Source organism: Haloprofundus sp. MHR1, assembly GCF_005155585.1.
Taxonomy (GTDB): Archaea; Halobacteriota; Halobacteria; order Halobacteriales; family Haloferacaceae; genus Haloprofundus; species Haloprofundus halophilus.
The window spans coordinates 449,151-469,871 of sequence record NZ_CP039833.1; the positions used below are offsets into that span (position 1 = coordinate 449,151).

General features: G+C 52.2%; 15 protein-coding genes. 12 read left to right on the forward strand and 3 right to left on the reverse strand.

All coding sequences use genetic code 11. The annotated features are described in order from the left end of the window. The first annotated feature begins 75 nt into the window (after positions 1–75). The 3 genes from FCF25_RS02125 (at position 76) to FCF25_RS02140 (ending at position 4,336) form a co-directional block, all read left to right on the forward strand. Positions 76–762: a hypothetical protein gene (locus FCF25_RS02125; RefSeq protein ID WP_137047179.1), complete on the forward strand. Its 687-nt coding sequence runs from the start codon at positions 76–78 to the stop codon at positions 760–762. A 1,640-nt stretch (positions 763–2,402) separates the two neighbouring features. Beyond that, positions 2,403–2,957 (forward strand): DoxX family protein, encoded by a 555-nt coding sequence (locus FCF25_RS02130; RefSeq protein WP_137047180.1) that lies wholly within the window; start codon positions 2,403–2,405, stop codon positions 2,955–2,957. 845 nt (positions 2,958–3,802) lie between these two features. Continuing rightward, positions 3,803–4,336 (forward strand): metal-dependent hydrolase, encoded by a 534-nt coding sequence (locus FCF25_RS02140; protein WP_168191190.1) that lies wholly within the window; start codon positions 3,803–3,805, stop codon positions 4,334–4,336. 250 nt (positions 4,337–4,586) lie between these two features. Here the strand turns inward: FCF25_RS02140 and FCF25_RS02145 are convergent, their stop codons facing one another. After that, on the reverse strand, positions 4,587–5,609 hold the full coding sequence (locus FCF25_RS02145) for a hypothetical protein (RefSeq protein WP_137047182.1): 1,023 nt from the start codon (positions 5,607–5,609) through the stop codon (positions 4,587–4,589). Positions 5,610–5,785: 176 nt separating this feature from the next. Here FCF25_RS02145 and FCF25_RS02150 point away from each other — a divergent pair, with 176 nt between their 5' ends. The 8 genes from FCF25_RS02150 to FCF25_RS02185 all read left to right on the forward strand — a co-directional run bounded on the left by FCF25_RS02150 (position 5,786) and on the right by FCF25_RS02185 (position 15,345). Continuing rightward, positions 5,786–8,371: a PGF-pre-PGF domain-containing protein gene (locus FCF25_RS02150; protein ID WP_137047183.1), complete on the forward strand. Its 2,586-nt coding sequence runs from the start codon at positions 5,786–5,788 to the stop codon at positions 8,369–8,371. A gap of 186 nt (positions 8,372–8,557) precedes the next feature. Continuing rightward, positions 8,558–9,286 (forward strand): ABC transporter ATP-binding protein, encoded by a 729-nt coding sequence (locus FCF25_RS02155; RefSeq protein WP_137047184.1) that lies wholly within the window; start codon positions 8,558–8,560, stop codon positions 9,284–9,286. Between the two features lie 121 nt (positions 9,287–9,407). Next, complete coding sequence (locus FCF25_RS02160) at positions 9,408–10,517, forward strand: ABC transporter permease (RefSeq protein ID WP_254425880.1); 1,110 nt, start codon at positions 9,408–9,410, stop codon at positions 10,515–10,517. Continuing rightward, positions 10,514–11,746 carry an ABC transporter permease gene (locus FCF25_RS02165; protein WP_137047186.1) on the forward strand — a complete coding sequence of 411 codons (1,233 nt, stop codon included), beginning with the start codon at positions 10,514–10,516 and terminating at the stop codon, positions 11,744–11,746. Before FCF25_RS02160 ends, FCF25_RS02165 begins: the two co-directional genes overlap by 4 nt. A 93-nt stretch (positions 11,747–11,839) precedes the next feature. Continuing rightward, the gene (locus FCF25_RS02170) at positions 11,840–12,316 is read left to right on the forward strand and encodes an ArsR family transcriptional regulator (RefSeq protein ID WP_137047187.1); all 477 of its coding nucleotides are present in this window, start codon (positions 11,840–11,842) and stop codon (positions 12,314–12,316) included. 691 nt (positions 12,317–13,007) lie between these two features. Then, a complete protein-coding gene (locus FCF25_RS15850; RefSeq protein WP_137047188.1) occupies positions 13,008–13,283 on the forward strand; it encodes a hypothetical protein in 276 nt (91 codons plus the stop codon). Then, positions 13,284–14,384, forward strand: a complete 1,101-nt coding sequence (locus tag FCF25_RS02180) for a DUF4350 domain-containing protein (protein ID WP_137047189.1) — start codon at positions 13,284–13,286, stop codon at positions 14,382–14,384. Then, complete coding sequence (locus tag FCF25_RS02185) at positions 14,377–15,345, forward strand: MoxR family ATPase (protein WP_137047190.1); 969 nt, start codon at positions 14,377–14,379, stop codon at positions 15,343–15,345. Before FCF25_RS02180 ends, FCF25_RS02185 begins: the two co-directional genes overlap by 8 nt. Before the next feature lie 129 nt (positions 15,346–15,474). Here the strand turns inward: FCF25_RS02185 and FCF25_RS02190 are convergent, their stop codons facing one another. Together FCF25_RS02190 and FCF25_RS02200 are read right to left on the reverse strand one after the other, a co-directional pair. Continuing rightward, a complete protein-coding gene (locus FCF25_RS02190; protein ID WP_137047191.1) occupies positions 15,475–16,323 on the reverse strand; it encodes a hypothetical protein in 849 nt (282 codons plus the stop codon). Between the two features lie 567 nt (positions 16,324–16,890). Then, positions 16,891–18,348, reverse strand: a complete 1,458-nt coding sequence (locus FCF25_RS02200; protein ID WP_168191191.1) for a DUF58 domain-containing protein — start codon at positions 18,346–18,348, stop codon at positions 16,891–16,893. A gap of 26 nt (positions 18,349–18,374) precedes the next feature. Between FCF25_RS02200 and FCF25_RS02205 the strand changes: the two genes are divergently transcribed. Continuing rightward, on the forward strand, positions 18,375–20,615 hold the full coding sequence (locus FCF25_RS02205; protein ID WP_168191192.1) for a hypothetical protein: 2,241 nt from the start codon (positions 18,375–18,377) through the stop codon (positions 20,613–20,615). Positions 20,616–20,721 lie beyond the last annotated feature (106 nt).

The window sequence follows — 20,721 nt, forward strand, 5'->3', positions numbered from 1 at the left end:
AAAAGTTATAACAAACTACTCATCCAGTCAGAACGGGGACTGAAATCCATTCGACATTCCAGATAGAGCCCACAAATGATCGAACTCGTACTCACTGCATTGGGACTTGGCGTTGCAGGCCTCGATCCTACGAAAGCGTTGTTCGCAGCTGGAGCACTTAGCGGTGGGGCTCGAAAACAAGACGTCACTCTCTATGGGCTCATTTCGATTGTTGGCACACTCGTCTTTGGGACGGTGCTTACAGTTGTCCTTGGTCCTCGAATTAGCGAACTCGACTGGACGGTCTTTGTCCCAACTGATCCAGTGATTGCAACACTCGAATTCGGACTCGGAGTTGGATTTCTGGGTTGGGGACTTCTTCGACTCAAGAACTCCACCACTCAGACACCCAGTTCACGTATTCCTCGAGGGACGAGCCTGCCAGCGCTCGTCGGGCTCGGATTGTTCTTTGCACTCACTGCATTTGTCGACCCGATGTTTGTCTCACTTATCGTGGTCGCGAGCCGAGAAACGTCTCTGTGGTCGGTCGTTGCTGCCCACTCAGTTTGGATACTAATCTCGCAAGCTCCACTCGTCATCATCCTCGGCGCAATCTGCTGTGGAAAACACGAAGGCGTTGTCACGGAGTTCCAGTCGCGGTGGGTCCAGATACGACCCGTCGTTTCCCGAATCGTCACTATCGCACTGTTCGTCGTAGCGATGCTCTTGCTTTCGGATGCAAGCTGGTGGTTCTTTGCTGGTGAATTTCTCATATTGAGCTGAGAGAATCGACATTTCCGATTGCAGTTCCAACGTTGACCAGCGAGCGTATACCGTCCCCAGATGGGAACTGACGAGTCGATCTTGAGGGTATATCTCATCTGTAGGAAAAATAAGCATACAATTTCAAAATCATGAACCAAGTGGCTGATATGATGTAACAACTCTAGTATTGTTACCGACAACCGGGTGAAATCATAAAAGTTCCTCTATGTATTGGTTTGGATGTAGGAGCCAGGTAGAAACCACATCTCACTAGTTCCCGAGGATAGCTTTCGCCTCCACTTTCGAGAACAGCGACGATGATAGAGTCTAGGCTATTATAGTTCAAACTCTAATAGTCTGGTTCCTCTCTTTCTACAAGAAAGAAATCCGGCTATTCGACGTTACAGTTCCAGACTTGAGGGCAAGGTTGGATATTCGAGTAAACCAGAGACCACATTTCACACAGATACGAGGCGAAAGCCCACGACTGAAGTCGTAGATTTTCTCACTTCATCTCTAGAAACTCAGAAATTGTCTCCGTAAGCCAGTAGCCAACGTCCCAACGTGAGAATCCTCGCGCGTTAGTGCAGTGAGGACATCAATTTCGACGCATCAGAGATTGGGTAACCAGCACTAGTTGATTCTCTTGTTGGCCGGGATCTGGATTTTTGTAACACCGCCAACACTAATGCGTGGGAGGTCGTTGCGTGTACTGTATAGTGACATCCTCCCCGCCGTTCACGGCGGGGCTTCCCACACGGTGGGAATGCCAGTTAATCATTGCTGGCAGAGGGTTTCGAGACTGCTTCACGCACGGTCGTCTGCGTTGTCCCCGCAGAGCCGTGTTGTTTGCGAGACAACATCCGGTAACGCTTCTCGATACGCTCGCGGTCTTCGGACTCGACCAATGGTGTGACAGCGTGTCCATCAGAATCGTGCGCGAACTTGAGGACACTGAGACTCGACCAGATGCGTCGGACAGCCATCTGCAAGCACTTTGCGTTCACTGTCGTCCACGAGTTCCACTTTCGTTTCCGAGATAGTAACTCAGTCCGCACCACCTATATTGCAAGTAAAGAACAATATCATGAGTGGATAAGTTCGTCAAACGACTAACTAGAACCGTCGATAAAATCGACGTAGTATGACGATTACGCATGTGATTCGTGCTCTACCAGTATTGCACTCAGAGAGCATATAGTTGAGTATCGAGAATTCACCACACCAACATTCACTCGGTTGCCAACAAGCGGTGGACACAAGTCCGTGAACAATACTGTTAGATAAATTGAAAGGTTTATTACGGAGGGCCCAGAGGACTCTGCAGGGCCTAACCTAAGGCCCATCACCCGTAGTACTCGCCACCTCTGTGTGAGCGGGGGCGTGGTTTCCAAGCAATTTCCCGCGCCGGGTCAGCATGATTCGTTGACGGGCTGTATATCCTTGCCCGGATACGGCCCGTTGACAATCTGCTCCTCGAGTCTCTTGTTGTCCTTAGAGTGTCTGCTACGTTCTTCGAACACACCTTCCAATTGGTGCGAGCCTGCTATTTTGGCAAATCCAGAACAGAGACTCAAGTCAGAGATTGCGAGCGTCTATCCGAATTTGTACTGCACTAGCAAAGGTACTTTATAAGCTGCTGACAATCTATCTCGAATATGTCCTCTCAAGAGGTCCAACTACGGAGTACAATCGCGGGGTTCACAGCGGAAGGGAGGCTCCACACGCTGAGCGTGTGGTTTATTTTTGCATTGCGGCTCATGATGGGGCTAGCGTTTTTTCAGAGCGGTCTCGACAAAGTATTGTCGGGAGAGTTCAGCGCAGCGGGATACCTGCAGAATGCGCCACCGGCCAACGGAAGCCCCGTGGCCGATCTGTTCGTCGCAATGGGTAGCAACGCGTGGTTCGTCGACTTCGTGGATATCGCTGTCCCATGGGGTGAGATTCTCATTGGGTTGGGTCTCTTAGTTGGTGCCCTGACTCGATTTGCCGCGTTCTGGGGTGCGTTCATGATGTTGTTGTTCTATCTTGGCAATTGGGACATCGCTCATGGGTACATCAACGGCGACTTCGCGTACATGCTCGTCTTCCTCTCAGTCGCTGCCTTCGGCGCTGGTCGAATTCTCGGAGTTGACGCCTACATCGAAGCGTACGAGATTCAAGGAGAGCCACTCGTTGAGCGCTATCCCTGGACCCGGTATTTCCTCGGATAACGTCTTCAGACCGCTGAGAATTGAGTTCGTAGTACCACCCAAGTCGCACATTACTTACTCACAGTTCACTAACGGAACTGCTATCTATCTGAGACGATTACGAAGCGACGATGTCGAAATCGACCTACGTGATTGGTCACCAGCAGCCAGATACGGATACGATTTGTGCTGCACTCGCTTACGCCCGTCTCAAACAAAGTCAAGGAACAGACGCCGTTGCCACTCGAGCCGGACCACTCAATCCTGAAACGCAGTTCGTACTCAATCGGTGGGATGTCGAGGCTCCCCAATAATATTAGGAATCATCTTCATGGCTCAATAAGCAGTATCGTATAGTAGCGAGTCAAATTCCACTTAGCGAATACTCGCTACTCTACGGCCCAAATGGTGTGTCAGACCGTACAAGGGCATCGCAGTGGTGTGTCAACCTTTCGGTCCTCGTATTCTCAATTTCGGATACACAAGTTATGAACTACATCAGAGTCAAGTAATTTGAGACGCGGAGCGTCTCGCTATCACGGAGAACTACGATTTCTGCACGACTCAGAGCCACTCTCATTGTACTCGGTGAAAATTACGGTTTATTTCACTTTCCTAACTTGGTGAGCATCCAGAATAGATATCTGTCCCCTATCGAATAGTTCATTGGCAAGCGAACACACCCGGATTCGCCTGCCAGCGGAGCGTCGCAAGGCACCCATCCTCGTCATGCGACGCCCGCTTTCGCTCCCTACTCACAGGTATCTTTCCTTGAAGCGGTCTAGTACCTCATTCTAAGCTCAGCTACGACGTCCCATTCTTCTGTTTTCAGAAGATGTATGTCAGAGACTCCGAAGTTACAACTAATGTGGCCATGGGGACACGCAGCACTCGGGTATCTTTTGTACCGACTGCTCACCTGGCAACGCGAGTGGCGTCTCTCGGATGGACCAGTCATCGCACTCGCAATCGGGACCCAATTCCCAGATCTCATCGACAAACCGCTTGCATGGACGTTCGGCGTGATTCCGTCTGGTCGCTCGCTAACTCATTCGCTCATTTCAGCTGCGATCATTCTCACCGTCGTACTCTACATTACCCGACGGAGTAGCCGTAAATCGCTCGGGATTGGATTTGCTGTTGGGTATCTTAGTCATCTACTTGGCGATGCACTCTCACCGTTGCTTGAGTTAGATGTCGTCTTTCTTCGATTTTTGCTGTGGCCCCTGTATCCACCGCCGCCATATGAGTCAGATTCAAGTTTCCTTGTTCATTTCCTAAACATGGAAATGGACTCGTTCTTCATGTTCGAGCTAGCAATATTTTTCCTAGGCGTCGTCGTCTGGGTCTACGATGGCTACCCGGGGCTTCAAAAGGTTACACAATTTTTCCGAAGGTAACACGCTCGTCCAGGATAAGCAACGGACAATTCTTACTGTAACTAAACTGGGGTAGATTCTCTGTGAAAGCTTTTCAGTAGTATGTCACACATCGCTACCGAAAATATCTGACTTTCGAATTTACACCGTAGCGGCGACCCAGTAACCCTTGCTAGGTCAAGAACATGACCACGTATATTGTATCCCAATTCTTCAAGGAACTTTATAGCCGGCCCAACGGTCCACGAACTTCCTGCCAAAAATGATCTACCTAACGTTGACGTAAGGCAAGTGCACAGATGCTACCTACCAAGGCAACGACTGCGAGCAACATTGAGAACCCAGGTGTTGCCGTGTTTGTCGTCTCAGTTGCCGCCGTAGACGTATCATTGGGCGTGATGACATCCGAAGACGTCTGCGTCGACGTAGTAGTCTCAGATTCCGTTGTCGAGGAAGTCGTATTCGAGATCTGCGTAGTCGTTTCTTCGAGTGGTGTCGAGGTAACTGCAGCCGTTGTCGTCGTATTGGTTGGCTGTTCGGTTGTTGTTGAGCCACCAGACGACTCATCATTCCCTGAATCGGTTGTTGCTTCTGCTACCTCGATTTCTTGTGTCTGAGTGAGTGCCAACAGTTCATTTTGACCGTTGTAGGTATCTGTACCCCGGACAGTAGTATACAGTTCGTAGCTGCCACTCGAATCGAACGTCACAGACGCAATGTATTCATCACCCTCCTTCGTCGCGGTAACTCGCTGTGTGGTATCTCCCTGCGCAACGACCGCAACCTCTACTTCACTCATCTCAGGTGCATTCTGGCGAGCAGAGACATCGATTGTAACGTCAACAGTCTCACCAGCCGTTACCGATGCAGGAATCGATTGAGAAATGTCGTATGCGTTAATCACAACAGGATGGACTTGTTCGACATCTCCCTGTGGACCGTAAATTGCAGCGAGATACGACCCGGGTGTGAGCCCCTCTGTATCAAATGAGACGGTACTGGAACCCGATTGAAGGTCACTTTGATACTCTCGTTGTTCGTTGCTGTTGTAGAGTAAAACTCGGTATGTCTCACCGTCTGGCCCATCAGTATTCACAACGATGTCCTCTCCAGAATCAACAGACCCAATCTCAGAAACATCGTAATCGGTTCCTTGGAGTGTAAGCGTTCGATCTGGGACATCTACATTATTTTGAACACTAATCGAATAGTCTGGATTGTCGGCGAGGACAACTGCCCCGCCTGAAAGCAAGAGGAGGACAGAAACGAGGACAGCACCTACGCGTACGTACATATAGTTAAGAAACAGTGTGACCTCCTTGAAAACTATTCCGTTCAATATTGTCTGTGAGGCGCAAAATATCTGCATCGGCTGAGAGCTAATCTCCGCGATTTTGCGGCATCTGAGGACGTACCAGATACCATATGTTAACCGGAAATGATATCAATTAGGAATACAGAATTCACACAATGACATTCAGTTCTAAGAAAATAATGGCTGTCTGTCTTGCGGTTCTCATGGTGGCTTCAACGATGGGGATCCAAGGCGTCGCAGCGGTCGGGAGTTCACACTCCCAATCGTTGGGATCCGATGCAGTCCTGTACAACTCAGAAACCTCTGAGCTGGCAAGCGAAAGCACAGAGATAACCAACCAAGTGAGTGTCTGGGACTATGCACCCTTCTCATTGCGACCGACGGACCCATACGGTGGTACTGTCAACGTTCGAGCCCCATCCTCGAATTTGAACGTCGATGGGAGTGATATCCCACTCAACAAACAGGTTCTCTCTTCCTACCGTGTCGGCAATGAAATTGACCTTACGTTCAAGACGCGCGCCGGTACGGTCGATACCTCCAAATTCGCTGACGAAAATAATGCTCAACTCGTCGTTGCGAAGATGGGCGACGGTTTCGATAGCCAGTCTGCACAGGAGATGCTCGAAGACTCGAACACTGATGAAGAATCATTCGAGCAGGCAGTCAACGACAACGCCGATTTCGTTGAGGTCGTTGACGACCTCTCTATTGATAGCGAAGGGAAACTGCAGACGTCCTACACGCCCGACGAACCTGGCCACTACGCGTTCTTCCTCGTCCAACCGCTCGATGGTAGTGACGGATTCAGCGCCCACGACGGTGACCTCTCGGTCTCCGGTAATGTCCGTGTTATCGGTATGGACGCCGTTCCTGTCCTCCTGACCCGATCTAACACGTATCTCGTAGATGAAAACGAGGACAAAGTCGAAGAGCAGGGAGAAAAAGACGACATCTACGCGAAACCTGGCGACACGCTGACCTTCAACGCACACTCGCGGTTCTCGGATGCCGACTACTCGTCAGAATCGACTGACCACATGGTCCTCGTCTACGAACGCTCGAAGTTCGAGAACAGCAAGCTTGACTTCGAGGTCACCAAAGACGACGATGGAAACATCAAGGACGTCACTGCGACAAGCGACATTACCTCAGTCAACGGTCACGTGAGTGTCAGCGACGAGGCAACGTCCTTCCAGTCGTTCGATGACGGTGAATTGGACCCGACGATGGGCATCAGCAGTACTGGTGAGATTATCTCCGAGAGCGATGGTTCCGACGACGGCCAGCAAATCGACGCTTCCCTGACTGCCATCTCGGGAGACGACGATGAACTCATTAACGTCAAAACCAACTCTGACTGGGAACGGACCAAATACGTCTGGGTTCACATCGCCGTTGGTGACGACCCATCGCACTTCTCGGTTGACCAGGGCACACTCTGCATGCTTCCAGAGGGTGAGACCTGTTACGATGAGGAGAACACAAACCCCACGATCGAATACATCCCCGATAAGAAGGTCCAAGAGGGCAACTCGAAGATTGTCCCAGTCAGCGCGGAGGACCCTGACGGTGACTCGCTGTCGCTGTCTCTTGCGAACGCGCCAGACTTCGTAGAGCTCAACACAGATACTGAGGGGGCTCCGAAAATAAACATCGCACCGAAACCGGGTGACAAAGGAACGTACACCATCGAGGTTGTTGCAACAGACGACCGTGGGGCAACGGCGGCTCGATCATTCCAACTGGAAGTCACTGAAGCCCGAGGCGGCGGTGGTGGCGGTGGTGGCGGCGGTGGCGGCGGTCCGCCAAGCGATGACGATGAAGACCGCGGTCCCGACCGCATCAAGGCCAAAGAGAACAACGGCCGCATGACCGCGAGCACTGGCACAGTCTTTGGCGGACAGACTGTCGGCTTCAATGTTGACAACGGTGGAGCGCTCAAGAACTTCGACATCCAGATGAAGAACACAGCGAAAGGCTTCAATGTCGACTACGCTGATCTCGACAGCCAGCCAGGTAGCGTCACGACGCCGCCTACGCCCGCAGTTCGTTTCTTCGAGGTGAATGCAAACGGTCTCTCTGATGACGACATTGACAACGTCAAATTCAATTTCCGACTCGACAGTTCGGAGCTCCCAGAGGGAGTTTCGCCTGACAACGTCCAACTGCTTCGCTTCCACGACGGTGAGTGGCAGACGCTCGAAACGAAGCACCTCAACGGGAACAACTACCGCGCGGTGTCGCCTGGCTTTACGGTTTACGCGGTCGGCTACCAAGAATCCGATCAGTCGGGTCAGCCGTCGTTTGCACTGAGCGGCTCGTCGCTTGCGAGTACGACCGCAGCAGTCGGCCAGACGACGGACATCACGACGACTGTCGAAAATACTGGTGACGCAGAAGGCACCTATTCGGTCGAACTCACCGCAGACGGTGAGGTTATCGAGACGAAAGACGTGACCGTGCCTGCTGGTGAACAGACAGAGGTTATCTTCTCGGTTGCCTTCGACGAGGCAGGCTCCTATGACCTCGCAATTAACGGAGAGGGCCTCGGGGTCCTCACGGTCCAGGACGAGCCTGTTGACGAGGTCGATGGCGGTGATGACACGAATGACGGAGATGGGTCTGGAGGCGGTCTTCTCTCGCTACCGATTATCCTGCTGTTGGTGTTGATCGTACTCGTCATCGTGGGTACGTTCGCCTACGTCAACCGCAGAGAAATCGAAGAGCGGCTGCGATAGCACACTCTTCCAGCAGTACATTTTCTCTCATCCACTCGATGACAGTCTAACTACCAAGAGACACAACGAGACGAGAGCTTTCTCAAGCAGTCGTGTCGGATAGTTTTTTATAGCAGTCTGGGAAACTCGCGCCCAATGAGAAATCCGGGTCGGTCGACGTCTTCTGGTTCGCAGACGTCTGAAACGATGTCACACTCCAAAGAGCCGCCTGTCGTCCGTTGTGAGGGCGTTACTCGAACGTACAGCCTCGGCGGCGCTGGACGAGTATTTGGAAGAGACAAGACCGCTCAAACGGTCACTGCTGTATCTTCAGTCTCACTCAGTGTTCGACGTGGCGAACTCGTCGGGGTCGCTGGTCCAAGTGGGAGTGGAAAATCAACACTTCTGCACCTCCTTGCCGGACTTGACGTTCCCACCTCAGGAACGGTCATTCTCGACGGAGAAGACACTGCGACCAAAAGCGAAAGATCTCGCGCGCAAATGCGACTCCAGCGAGTCGGAATTGTGTTTCAGCATTTCTACCTCTTGCCAGCGCTCTCTGCCCGAGCAAACGTCGCCTTACCACTCATTGAGTTAGGACTGAGTCGAAACGAGCGCAAAGAGCGTGCAACGGCGTTACTGGAGCGAGTTGGATTACGAGACCGCATCTCACACAAACCAGGTGAGCTAAGCGGTGGCGAACAACAACGCGTCGCGATTGCACGAGCGCTTTCGACCGACCCGAACCTGCTTATCGCAGACGAACCGACTGGGGAGCTCGATACTGAGACTGGGGCCTCGATTCTGGATTTATTTGAAGACCTAACGAGTGAGTGTGCGGTATTCGTTGCCTCACACGACAAGCAGACACTCGATCGGATGGACCGCGTTGTTCGACTCAAAGATGGAAAGCGTATCGACACACAGCATGGGTAATTCACGCAGACTACAGCGCATCAGTGGCCTCATCAGCCTTGCTGTCACACGAATCCGAGGTCGACTCGCTGTTGCATCTAGTCGGGTCGTCTTCAGCGTCAGTGGAGTCGCGCTTGCAATCATGCTTTTGACGGTCGTCACAGGTGTCTCACTGGGGCTTGCCTCACAATCTGCAATCCAAAGTGAGTCCGTCGATTACTGGATTGTCCCAGAGGAGACTGGTCAATCTTCGCTTGCTGTCGAAGTTGATGGACCACAACTTGGCGGTGTTCACCGTGCAACTTCGAGACTCAGGTCGGACGATCGAATTTCATATGTCACGCCTGTTCAGACACAAATCACACGCGTAACAGGTGCTGATGGGACTCGTGAGTATATTCTTCTGGTAGGTGTGATTCCCGACGAGTCTGGGCGGAACGTAGCTGGGTTATCGACTGCTGGGCTTACACCTGGAGACCCCTACTATGCAAATGGTACGTACAATGGAAGTTGGACCGGTGAACTGGTCGTTAGTAGTGGGACTGCAGACTTGCTCAATGGGTCCCTTGGAAGTGAGTATACGGCGTCGGACAGAGGGACAACGAGAACGCTTCAGATCGCAAACGTCACAGACGGCGGTATTCAGTCGGGGGCAGGGACACTCCCAGTTGGGATTGTGCATCTCTCAGAACTCCAGGCACTGTCTGGGAGTACGGGCGGAGACCAAGCACAACAGATTCTAGTCTCGACAAACGATCCAAGCGTCAAATCGAAGCTTGCTGGGTTCTATCCTGGTACGGAGGTTGTGACACAGACTGGATTTGCAAGTCGTGATGTTTCGACATCGAATCTGTCGCTTGCAATTGCACTAGCTGCATTCGTCACAGCACTTGTGACGGGTGTCCTTCTCGTCGGAACCATCATGGGACTTGAGATTCTCGCAGACCGGTCGACCCTTGCATTGCTTGGTGCAATTGGATATTCGGCTCGCTCCCAGTCACTTCTCATCCTCACTGAAACAGTCGTTGTGACGCTTATTGGTGGATTTGTTGGCGTACTCCTTGGTGCCGGTGGAATCGTCGTCGTCAATGCGCTCAGTGCAGACTTGCTCGGCGTCGAGTCGATTGCACTCTTCGATCCGCTCATGTTTGGGTATGGGATTTGTGTTGCAGTCATTATCGGGGTTCTTGCGGCGCCGTATCCGATCTGGCTGAGTCGCCGTATCGAACCAGTGGAGGGTCTCCAACAATGAGGTGGTTGAGCCGTCTCAGCGGAGGGCTCTCCGTCGCGCTCGCACAGCTTAGACACGAACGGATGCGAACTGTGCTCGCGGTCGTTGGACTCGCGCTTGCAGTGCTTGCTGCAACGTTACTTGCAAGCGTCGGGGCAGGCGTCGTTACGACTGGTCAGGAGAAATTTGATTCATCGGGTCGTGATCTCTGGATTACTGGTGGAACAGCCCGACTAGCTCCCGGAACTGCAGGAGGAATTGAAAACCCCGTCTTGAACTCTCACCAGCTTTCTGATGAGCTTGAATCGCGTGATGATGTCCGAACAGCAGCGCCACTGGCCTTCCAAACGGTATATGTTGGAAAGAACACCTCCCAGTTCGAGACGTTCGTCGGTGTCGGTGGGCCTGCACGCGGTGGCTCTGTACAAATCACCGAAGGAAAAGAAATCGATCAGAAGGACATCCACTACGCAAACGGCACGTATGAGGGGCCGATGATCTATGAGGTCGTCATCGACGAACAGACAGCGTCGATGCTGAACGTCTCTATCGGGGATTCACTCTATATTGGTGGGACGCTCGCAAGTGCACGTCAACACGAGTTCACAGTTGTCGGAATCTCGCCAACGTACTCGAACTTCCTTGGCACGCCAACAGTCGTATTACCACTCAGCGAACTTCAGGAAGTGACGGGGACGACTGGTGGAGACCGTTCGACGATGGTGTCTGTCTCGCTGACAGAAGGAACGAATCCTGAAGCAGTGGCCACCGAACTTAGAGATCAGTATCCAGAGTATACGATTCGGACGAACCAAGAGCAGTTCCAAGCGACGCTACAACGGCAGGCAGTCGTCATCGCAAGTGGACTCAGCCTCGTTGGGTTAGCGCTTATCTCAGGTATCGCTTTGACAGTGAATCTCCTGCTTTCGCTTGTGTATCAACAGCGACAGCAGTTCGCCGCGTTTCGTGCCCTTGGTGGGTCGACAGCGACGCTTTCGACTATCGTGGTGATTCAAGCGCTCTTGCTAGGAATCGCTGGCGGCGTCCTCGGTGTTGTACTCACGGTACCTGCTGCAGAAGTGCTCAATATCATCGCCGAGCAGTTGGTTGGCTTTGAAGGACTGGTACAAGCTTCTGAGCAAGTTCTCATGGCAGGACTCGTACTTGCGCCCATTATGAGTGTCGTGGGCTCTCTGATTGCTGTATGGCGGTTGAGTAGGCTCTCACCGTTATCTCACCTTAACGCGTGACATCCTTTATACCCTAATTGACTCAGCCAAACGACGATTCTATTGACCTAGTTAACCTAAATCATTATGCAGTCGAGAAAGCTAGGTTGAGATATGAGCGATACGGTTCCGGAGGGATTCGAGGATCCGTTTGCAGAGCAGCGACGAATGCGTGAACTGCTCTCGCAGGAGACTCGGTATCTCATCATCCAGTTAATCCTCGGCCATCCCGCTCACCTCGTGTCGCTGGCCGAACTTGACTACATGATTTCGAAGAACGAGGCCGCGATCCTCGACCAGCTTGAGCGACTTCGAGAGGTGAGTCTCCTCAATGCCTACGTTCATAAACCGAATGCGTCAACGCGGAATCTCCCCTCGAAATTTTGGGGACCGACTGAACGCGGTGTCGAGATCCTCTACGAACACAACTTCCTCCGGGGCGTCCCGATAGCACGCGCTGTCTATGAGGAGACGAAAAAGTCTGAGCGAGTGCTGCGTCACGAAGGTGCTCCACGACCAGACCTTCCAGAGGCCGTTGCTGAAGCTCTCGAGTTTGATGAACCTGAGCTAGAGACACCTGACGATCTGTGAAACTCTACTGGGTGCTTCATCTCTTCGGTCGATTCAATAACTCTCGCTCCACTCCTCGGCGGATATACCAGAATCACTGTTGCAAACAGAAGCCGACACATTGGTAAGCAAGGACTTAGAGAGGAAAGCTAGTAATGTACCCACGACTTCAGTCGTGGGCTTTCCCCCGCGAGGGGTTTCGGCCCACAACTCGACACCTCGCAGGCGGGCTGCACGCCAGCAGTTCCCCGTGTGGAATTACTCTATTCCACGAGCGGGTACTCCCGAAAGGGGGTTTGTGTCCCACCGGGGTACAGGGGTATGGAAGCTCACTCTCCAAACCGGAGGCGCTGACTCACACCGCTTTAATTCTCGGTGGACTCGAACGCGGCTGTTTCGCGGGTGGTGTACACCACCTCGGAGGGACAGCGGCATTGTCCCCGAGTTTCGGCACATCGCCGGGACGGTCTGTCCGGGGCCGCATTACACCGGCCCGTACTGGCAGACACGTTTGGCCTTCCAGCACTACCAACACCAACGACTCAATGTCACATAAATCGTATCGAAACCAATCAACGCAGTCTGTATTGTTTGAGAATCACCCTGTCGGTTTCCTCCCACGTCATCAGAACTCACAGAATTCTGATTGGCTAACAAGACGTTACGCGTCTTGTGAACGACTCAAGTCGTGGGTTTCCACCTCGGAGGGACTATGACGACAGTTCGTCGAGCACGGTTTATCAACGCACAGATAGCGTGGATGCTCGGCGTCGTGGTGATACTCACCTTGCTGGATGCGCTCTCTTTAGAGCTAGTCTTTGTGTGTTCGCTCATCGGATTTTTGGTAATCGTCGAACTCACAGCACCGTTTTCAGTCACACCCCAATGGCGAAGTCGACTCCGATGGGTTATCGTCCTCGGATTGGCCGTATTCGGTTACATCGTCGTTCAGCGGATTCTTGAGATTCTTCCCTCGGGGGTATTTTAGATGCGTCTTCGTGGCCGCGACTGGTCGTACCCCGAGTTACTCACCATAGTACTCGCACTCTGTCTTGCGGTAAGTGCAATCTTCGCTGCAAGTACGTCTGCTGCGGCGTTCGGAATCTACAATGGAGCATGGGATGGAACAACGCAGTTGCAGACGCTAGCTGACGATACCGATACTGAGTCAGCCGTTATACTGAACACGACGGCATACGACTCCGCGTCGACAAACACAACGGCATTTATTATCTCGCCAGAGCGCAATTACAGCGCTCAACAGACAGCCAGAGTCCAGGCGTTTGTTGAGTCTGGAGGGACGCTCGTCGTCGCTGAGGACTATGGGGCTCACAGCAATCCCTTGCTGGAAGACCTTGGAGTTTCAGCCCGCATCGACGGTCGCCCACTTCGTGATGAAGAAGCGTACTACCGCTCTCCTGCGATGCCACTTGCAACGAATATTTCGGACACAAATCTCACCAGAGACGTCGAGCAACTCTCACTGAATCACGGGACCGTACTTTCAGCAAACAATTCGACGGTACTCGCCAGATCCTCAGAGTTCAGCTATCTGGATACGACACCAAACGGAGAGCTTGACGATAACGAAACGCTGCGTGAGCGGCCAGTCATGGTCAGCGAACGGGTCGGTGATGGCCGAGTAATCGTAGTCTCAGATCCGAGTGTTTTCATCAACTCGATGGTTGACCGCCCAGGAAATGAGCAACTGAGTCGGAATTTGCTCACACAAACAGATGCTGTGCTGTTTGATTTCTCTAATGCAGGTCAGCAACCACCACTGGCAGTAGCGTTGTTGACGCTTCGCCAGTCAGCGTTCTTGCAAGCTATCGTCGGTGTTGGATTGATTGGTCTCATCGGGTTGTGGGCGTACAATCCGTCCGTTGAGACTTCGCTGAGCCAACGCCTACAGCGAGATAAGACAGCACACCCCCAGACAGAGAGTAGTACGAAAGATAATCTCGAATCACGTACCGTTGCGCTAGAATCGTATCTTCTAGCGCAACATCCCGAGTGGGAACGAGAGCGGGTTCGACGCATAATAAAAGGAGTTTTAATGAACGACGCGCAGAAAGAGGATAATGAGTAGCGTGAGTGCGGCGGCGTTCTATGAAGCCGTACAAAAAGAAGCGAATACGGTGCTTATCGGCAATGCAGAGGTTGTCGAGCGCCTCACTATTGCTCTTTTGACCAACGGGCACGTGCTTTTAGAGGGTGTTCCTGGGGTTGCAAAGACGACGATTGCTAACGTGTTTGCTCGGACAAGCGGCCTTGAGGTAAAGCGAATCCAGATGACGCCTGATATGGTTCCTGCGGACATCACTGGGACAAGTGTTTATCGGGCACAGACGGGAGAATTCGAGCGTCGGGAAGGCCCAATATTTTCGAATGTTGTAATCGCAGATGAGATCAATCGTTCGACGCCAAAAACACAGAGCGCACTCTTAGAAGCGATGCAAGAAGGAGAGGTTAGTATCGACGGAGAGACGCTATCACTCCCGTCTCCGTTCTTTGTCGTGGCGACGCAAAATCCAATAGAGATGGAGGGGACGTTCGAACTTCCGGAAGCACAGCGTGACCGCTTCCAGCAAAAGCTCGTCGTAGATCTTCCGTCAAGCGACATCGAACACCAACTGCTCGATCGTGTCGACCAGCGCTCGGAATTACGTGCTGACCAGGCAAACGTAGCAGTGACACAAGCTGATCTCAAAACAGCCCGTAAAGCCGTCGAACAGGTGTTTGTCGCCGACAAAATCAAAGAATACATTCTGCAGATTGTTGCGGAAACGCGGACCACCGAAGAGTTAGAGTATGGCGGATCCCCTCGTGCATCCATTGCCTTCCTTCGGGCCGCAAAAGCTCGAGCAGCAATTCATGACCGAGATTACGTGCTTCCAGATGACATCAAGGCCTTAGCGCCGTCTATCCTGCAGCATCGGTTGATACTGAGTACGGAGTCTGAACTCAGTGGGCGCTCTGTCCAAGATATCATCCAATCGATTCTTGATTCGGTTCCACTCCCTGAGAATATCGCAACGAATTCCCATTAGCGACGACCAGACCAACGTTGTGTTTCTGATGGGAAAGAGAAGGGAGGGGGAGTGCATCCCCAAATCTGGGGTGGTGTCTGCTTGTCCAAAGCAGCCACAATCAGTTGGTTAGATTACCAGTTGATAATTCTACTCATCCTCGGATAGAGGCTCCCACTGACAGGTCGTCGTTAAAGTTTCGTCATTGAAAGTCGTCGTTGTCGAGACTGCAGATCCAAGGCGAGTAGCAACTGCGACTGCGAAGAAAGACGAGAGTGGATGATCAAACTGGACAGAACCATTATAGGCGGGCTCTATACATTCAACGGTAAGCCGACCCTCAGTCTCGTTTACTTCATACTCTGCCGCAGTCGTAAGCTCGAATGAGTGGACAGCAGCGTCGGTGAGTTGTGAGATATACCCCTCGAAGGAGGATTCTGAGAGGGTGTGTGTCTCTGTGAACTCTCCAAACAGTAACTGCCCTGCAGGGACGAATGAGACGCCTCGTTGGTTCCCAGACGCGGAAACAACGAAAACCGAGCGTAGTTCCTCTGGTTCTGGAAGTTGGTACTCGCTGTGTTGAGGGATGAAAAGCCGAACGTCGCCAGAGTCGGTACTCGGCAGATAGACTCGCTCGTCGCTTAAATCCAGCTCTGAAACCACTGCTTGTTCGTTTTCAACAACAGCGGTGTAGACACGCTCGCTTACATCGGCTGTGAGAACGTGCTCCGGTGTGAGATAGTAGGTCAGCACTGCTCCGAACAGTCCGATTCCAGAGAGGGAAAACAGGAGGTCACGGACTGACGGCAGCAACAATGCTGTCCCCCCACAGAGTGCACCAATTACTGCAAGCGAGAGTGCGGCCCGTCTATGCGTAACTTGCTTTGCACGGCGTGTTTCTCTTCGAAGTCGCTCGTTTTCACGTTCTAATAGCTCAATTTGTGCCTGGAGCTCAATCATTCGGTCAGGCGTTGATTCTGCGTTTACCCTACCGTCCATACGTTCCTCACTACGTCCGGAGTTCGTTGATTTACTCATGAGCCTCACCTGCCTCGACAAGGCCTAGTCTCACTCGCTCATATCGGTGCAATCCATATCCACAAAATCCGATGCCAGTTAAAACGAGTGTAGCCACCACGAGTGCTGAAGAGTACCACGTGCTGATAGCGATGATTCCTGTAGTAAATACCGCTAAAAGTACACCGTAGTGGAGTACTCCAGAGAAAAAAGACTGGTCCCAAGATCGCTGTAGCAACGGGAGAAGAAGGCTACTTAGAGCGATGTACGAAGCGACCGACGAAGCAAGCGATGCATCAGGGGTGAGCGCAGCAAGGAGAACCGACCCAATCGCGTATCCGATGAGTTCGTTTGTGAAAACTGTACTTGCGACGACCAAAAGGGCAATCACAGTACCGAGTACGCCACCAATGACACCAAACAGAGCAAGAACCAGACAAACTGCACTGACTGCGAGGACTCGCGATTGGGAAGAGAGGAACCCCCGTGAGTTGAATAACTGCGTGTCCGACGAAGTGCTCATAAATTCGGGTCTATTACTACGCACAGTTAATCCTGCCGAGACTGCTGTCGGTGGCTTTGAGAGTTTGACAGCAGGACAGACAGCCGGTCACGTGGTCCAACCTCGAACGCAGAAACTCCGGAGAGTCGAGTGAGTCGTTTTCTGAACTCCTCGAAGGAGACGTATCGTTCGTACTCTGCTGCGATGTCAGTAAGGTTCTGAGATTCGAAGAGAACCGTTGGTGTGAGAAAAACACCAACCGTGTAGCCGTGCCTTCGGAGTGTAGAAATCGAATTGAGCAACCGATGCCGGTTTGAGTCATCTGTGAACAACAGAACTTCGCCAGATCCACTGCGACCCCGTCGCGTGTAGAGAGTCGTAAGTGCTTCTTGCAGCGAATCGGCTTGTGTCTGCGTTTGATTCGCCACTGGCCGAAGATAGTGACGAAGTGTCGTCTCGAACGCTGTCGACTCTGTTGAGAGCCGTTGTCGAAGCAGTTGGCCTTCTTCGCGGAAGCGGCTACCGCTAACAGTAACCCGAGATTTGGACGAAGAGGGAGTCGGTCCTTCGAGTCGTTGAAGTTCCTCGCTGAGTATTTGATGTGACTCAATACCCGATGTTGGCTTTCGAATCCACCGATAGGAATCCTCCTCTACAACAGTCATCCCGACAGAATCCGTTGATTCGAACCCCGCTTCGAGAAAACCTAGTGCGAGATCCCGTACGTAGTCAAATTTTGTTTGACCACGTGGACCGTCAGCCATTGGGGTGCGATGATCGACGACTAAAATCGTCTGATAGTCTGCCTCTTGCTCGTATTCTGTGATGTAGGGTGTTCCAAGTCGAGCGGTAGCCTTCCAGTCAATTTGGCGCGCCGAGTCTTCGCCTGTGTACTCTCTGAGAACGAGCGGCAGTAAGCCACCGCCACGCTGACCCGATGGTGTATCACCGTACGCAGAGGCGATACGCTCGCCACCTTGTCCCACGTGCATCGAACGCGGTGCATGTGGAGTGATTTGAATCTGGGTCTCTGTTTCGACATATTGCTCTTCGATAAACAGCCCAAGCCGGTCTGCAAACGTGAGCTCAATTGCTGGGAGTGAATATTGCCCTGCAACTGGATACTGATGAGTGAAGGCTGTCGATACACTCGAATCAGTGCCAGCAATTGAGACGCGGCGGTCCTCACGTGGTGAGCCACTAGCCCCAACTGGCAGGGGTGACACAACAGTCAACGAGACGTCAGTCGCTGCAGACTTCGTCAGTTGTAATGTAATGTCTACGTCCTCATCTACGAAGTGTTGAGACTGATGTGGAGTGAGAGCTACCGAATGCGTTTCGTTGGCCTCGATGAACGAATTGACGACAGACCACTGGTAGGTGAGAAGCCACGCGCCAACAGCTGCAACGGCGACAATGAGCGTGATTCTTTCGAGAAGGACTGCGAACACAGCCAGTATAACAAGCAAGACGACAACCACAGTGCCTTCTCGTGTGAGCCGCATTGCTCTGGGAGTATCACCAGTAACCATTGAATGTTCTGTTCGGTTGTTTGGTAGCTCAACACATTCCAGAGAAGAAAGAGAATTTATACTTCCGCTCATTCGACCCTATCGTGAACCGTTCGTCTTCGCTATATCAGCGAATTTTCGCAGTTTTCCTTTGCTACCTTCTGCTGGTGAGCGTATTTTCCACTCCGGTAGTTGCAACTGCGGGCGAGACTGTCGCTGCCGCAGATGCACAACCAGCGCTAACCGAAGACGAGTACGTACAAGGCCAGACGCCCTCGAACAACAGTTCTGTCCGTCACGAGAATCCCGATACTGCAGGCCGCGATGGAGACACTACCCAACTCCGTGCATATCTCATAGAGAAAATGGTGACTCGACTGGGTGATGGTACAGTCGAGATAGAGCAAGGTGAGTACCAGCGTGGCCGTGATCTAATTGGTGATGAGTACTCCGAGTTGCTCGACAAGTACGTCGACGTCGAAGGATCGACTGGTGCAAGCTCCCGGCTCGAACACACTCGCGAAGAGCAACAAGAGTACGGAACAGACGTACAGTCGTACCGCGATACATACGACGAATATCAAGAGGCAAAGCAAAACGGAGACGAAGAACGTGCCCGACAACTTGCCCGAGAACTAGCAGAACATGAGTCAAACGTCAGTCAAACCGGCTTGGATCTGACGACGTCCTACGAGCGTCTGAGCAACCGAACAGGTGTCGAGACGAACGACTCCCAAGAGCGCATCGCCAACATCACACAGAACATCACCGACCAACAAGCAGAAATCCGAGCAGCAGAATTCGTCGAAACCTCACTTACCCTTACAACCCAACAATCACAGACGTCGTATCTCAATCCGCTGTCTATCACTGGGCAACTGACGACCGCAGACGGTGAATCCCTCTCGAATCAGAACATCATCCTCAATACTGGCTCACGCCAGATTCAGACACAAACAGACGCAGAGGGTCACATTGCAACCACATTCCGTCCACGAACACTTCCACAGGGTGAGACGACACTCACAGTCAGATACGTACCTGAAGAGACATCGATTTACTATGGATCGAATACGACGCTCAACACATCTATCGAACAAGTCTCTGGCTCGGTTTCACTGTCAGAAGCCCCAGCGACTACCAGTTTTGATGACACAGTGACCGTCTCTGGGTCAGTCTCCGTTGAAGACGAACAAGTGAGCGATCTCCCACTTGTTGTCTCAATGGGCGGCGTAGAGCTAGGAACCGTCCAAACGACTGACGCTGGATCATTTAGCCTCACTGAATCGGTCCCAGCCGAAGTTCCTGCAGGCGAGCAATCACTCACTGTCTCTACGACCTCACAATCGCAAGCAATCGCCATCGACGAGCAAGTAGAGACAGTGATGGTCGAACCTACGGAGACACAACTGAGTGTCTCAGGGAGCCAGTCCTCAAGTTCCTCAGTGGCGCTTCAGGGCGAGCTGACGACACAAACAGGAAAAGCACTTGCTGGACAAAGTGTGCTCATTAAGCAAAATGGGAGTACAGTTGCTTCGACCACTACAAACGAGAACGGTCGCTTCCAGACTGCTGTTTCGACCTCAGATCTCGAGGCAGTGAATTCAACGGTTGCATTCGCTGCTGTGTTCCCAGGTGAAAAAACGAACCTCGAGCAGTCACGTGCAGTGACTGAAGTCACACTCCGCAATCTCGGGGGTGAATCTGGCAGCAAAACCCAGGAGAGTGGCCAACTGAGCGGCCTCACCACGGCTACGGTAGCGATAGTTGCAGCCATCGTCATAGTCGTCGTCGCCGGATTTGTATGGTGGCGACGTCGGGAAGACGAAGCCGAGGAGACGACCGAAAAATCTGAAATAGACGAGTCTGAAACGATCACCAGCGAACCAGTCACCGAGCCTTCAGTATCTGTCTCACCCGCATCATCTCGTCTAAGTCTTGCAACTGATGCCTTAGCTGATGGACGCACCGACCATGCCATTGAACTAGCCTATACGGTAGTACGTGAGCAGTTCTCGAAGCAGTTGAGAAGCGATAATATAGAGCAACAAACACACTGGGAGTGGTACCAGACAGTTGCAGACCACAGTGCAGTACAAACTGATCTGACGGTACTTCAGCAACTTACCGTTGCGTATGAACACGCAGCTTATCGGCGTGAAGAACTCTCTGCGAAAGATGCCTCAGATACCCTGTCTGCGGTGAAAATGCTTCTTGGAGAGTCCCAAAGCACCGATACCGATGGTATCACATCGGACTGAGAATAAAATCGTAGCTCTGTTACGTTTCTTAGCGAGTGGTTGGGTGGTGCCGCCCGCTGTATACACCCTGTGTACCTTGTACTCCGAATAGTATCGACTCATTTTT

Bases quoted from the DNA above. Each gene is read 5' to 3' on its own strand.
- FCF25_RS02125 (WP_137047179.1), top strand. From the start codon at position 76: ATGATCGAACTCGTACTCACTGCATTGGGACTTGGCGTTGCAGGCCTC.
- FCF25_RS02180 (WP_137047189.1), top strand. From the start codon at position 13,284: ATGCGTCTTCGTGGCCGCGACTGGTCGTACCCCGAGTTACTCACCATA.
- FCF25_RS02140 (WP_168191190.1), top strand. From the start codon at position 3,803: ATGTGGCCATGGGGACACGCAGCACTCGGGTATCTTTTGTACCGACTG.
- FCF25_RS02150 (WP_137047183.1), top strand. From the start codon at position 5,786: ATGACATTCAGTTCTAAGAAAATAATGGCTGTCTGTCTTGCGGTTCTC.
- FCF25_RS15850 (WP_137047188.1), top strand. From the start codon at position 13,008: ATGACGACAGTTCGTCGAGCACGGTTTATCAACGCACAGATAGCGTGG.
- FCF25_RS02185 (WP_137047190.1), top strand. From the start codon at position 14,377: ATGAGTAGCGTGAGTGCGGCGGCGTTCTATGAAGCCGTACAAAAAGAA.
- FCF25_RS02145 (WP_137047182.1), bottom strand. From the start codon at position 5,609: ATGTACGTACGCGTAGGTGCTGTCCTCGTTTCTGTCCTCCTCTTGCTT.
- FCF25_RS02170 (WP_137047187.1), top strand. From the start codon at position 11,840: ATGAGCGATACGGTTCCGGAGGGATTCGAGGATCCGTTTGCAGAGCAG.
- FCF25_RS02160 (WP_254425880.1), top strand. From the start codon at position 9,408: ATGCTTTTGACGGTCGTCACAGGTGTCTCACTGGGGCTTGCCTCACAA.
- FCF25_RS02200 (WP_168191191.1), bottom strand. From the start codon at position 18,348: ATGCGGCTCACACGAGAAGGCACTGTGGTTGTCGTCTTGCTTGTTATA.
- FCF25_RS02155 (WP_137047184.1), top strand. From the start codon at position 8,558: ATGTCACACTCCAAAGAGCCGCCTGTCGTCCGTTGTGAGGGCGTTACT.
- FCF25_RS02165 (WP_137047186.1), top strand. From the start codon at position 10,514: ATGAGGTGGTTGAGCCGTCTCAGCGGAGGGCTCTCCGTCGCGCTCGCA.
- FCF25_RS02130 (WP_137047180.1), top strand. From the start codon at position 2,403: ATGTCCTCTCAAGAGGTCCAACTACGGAGTACAATCGCGGGGTTCACA.
- FCF25_RS02190 (WP_137047191.1), bottom strand. From the start codon at position 16,323: ATGGACGGTAGGGTAAACGCAGAATCAACGCCTGACCGAATGATTGAG.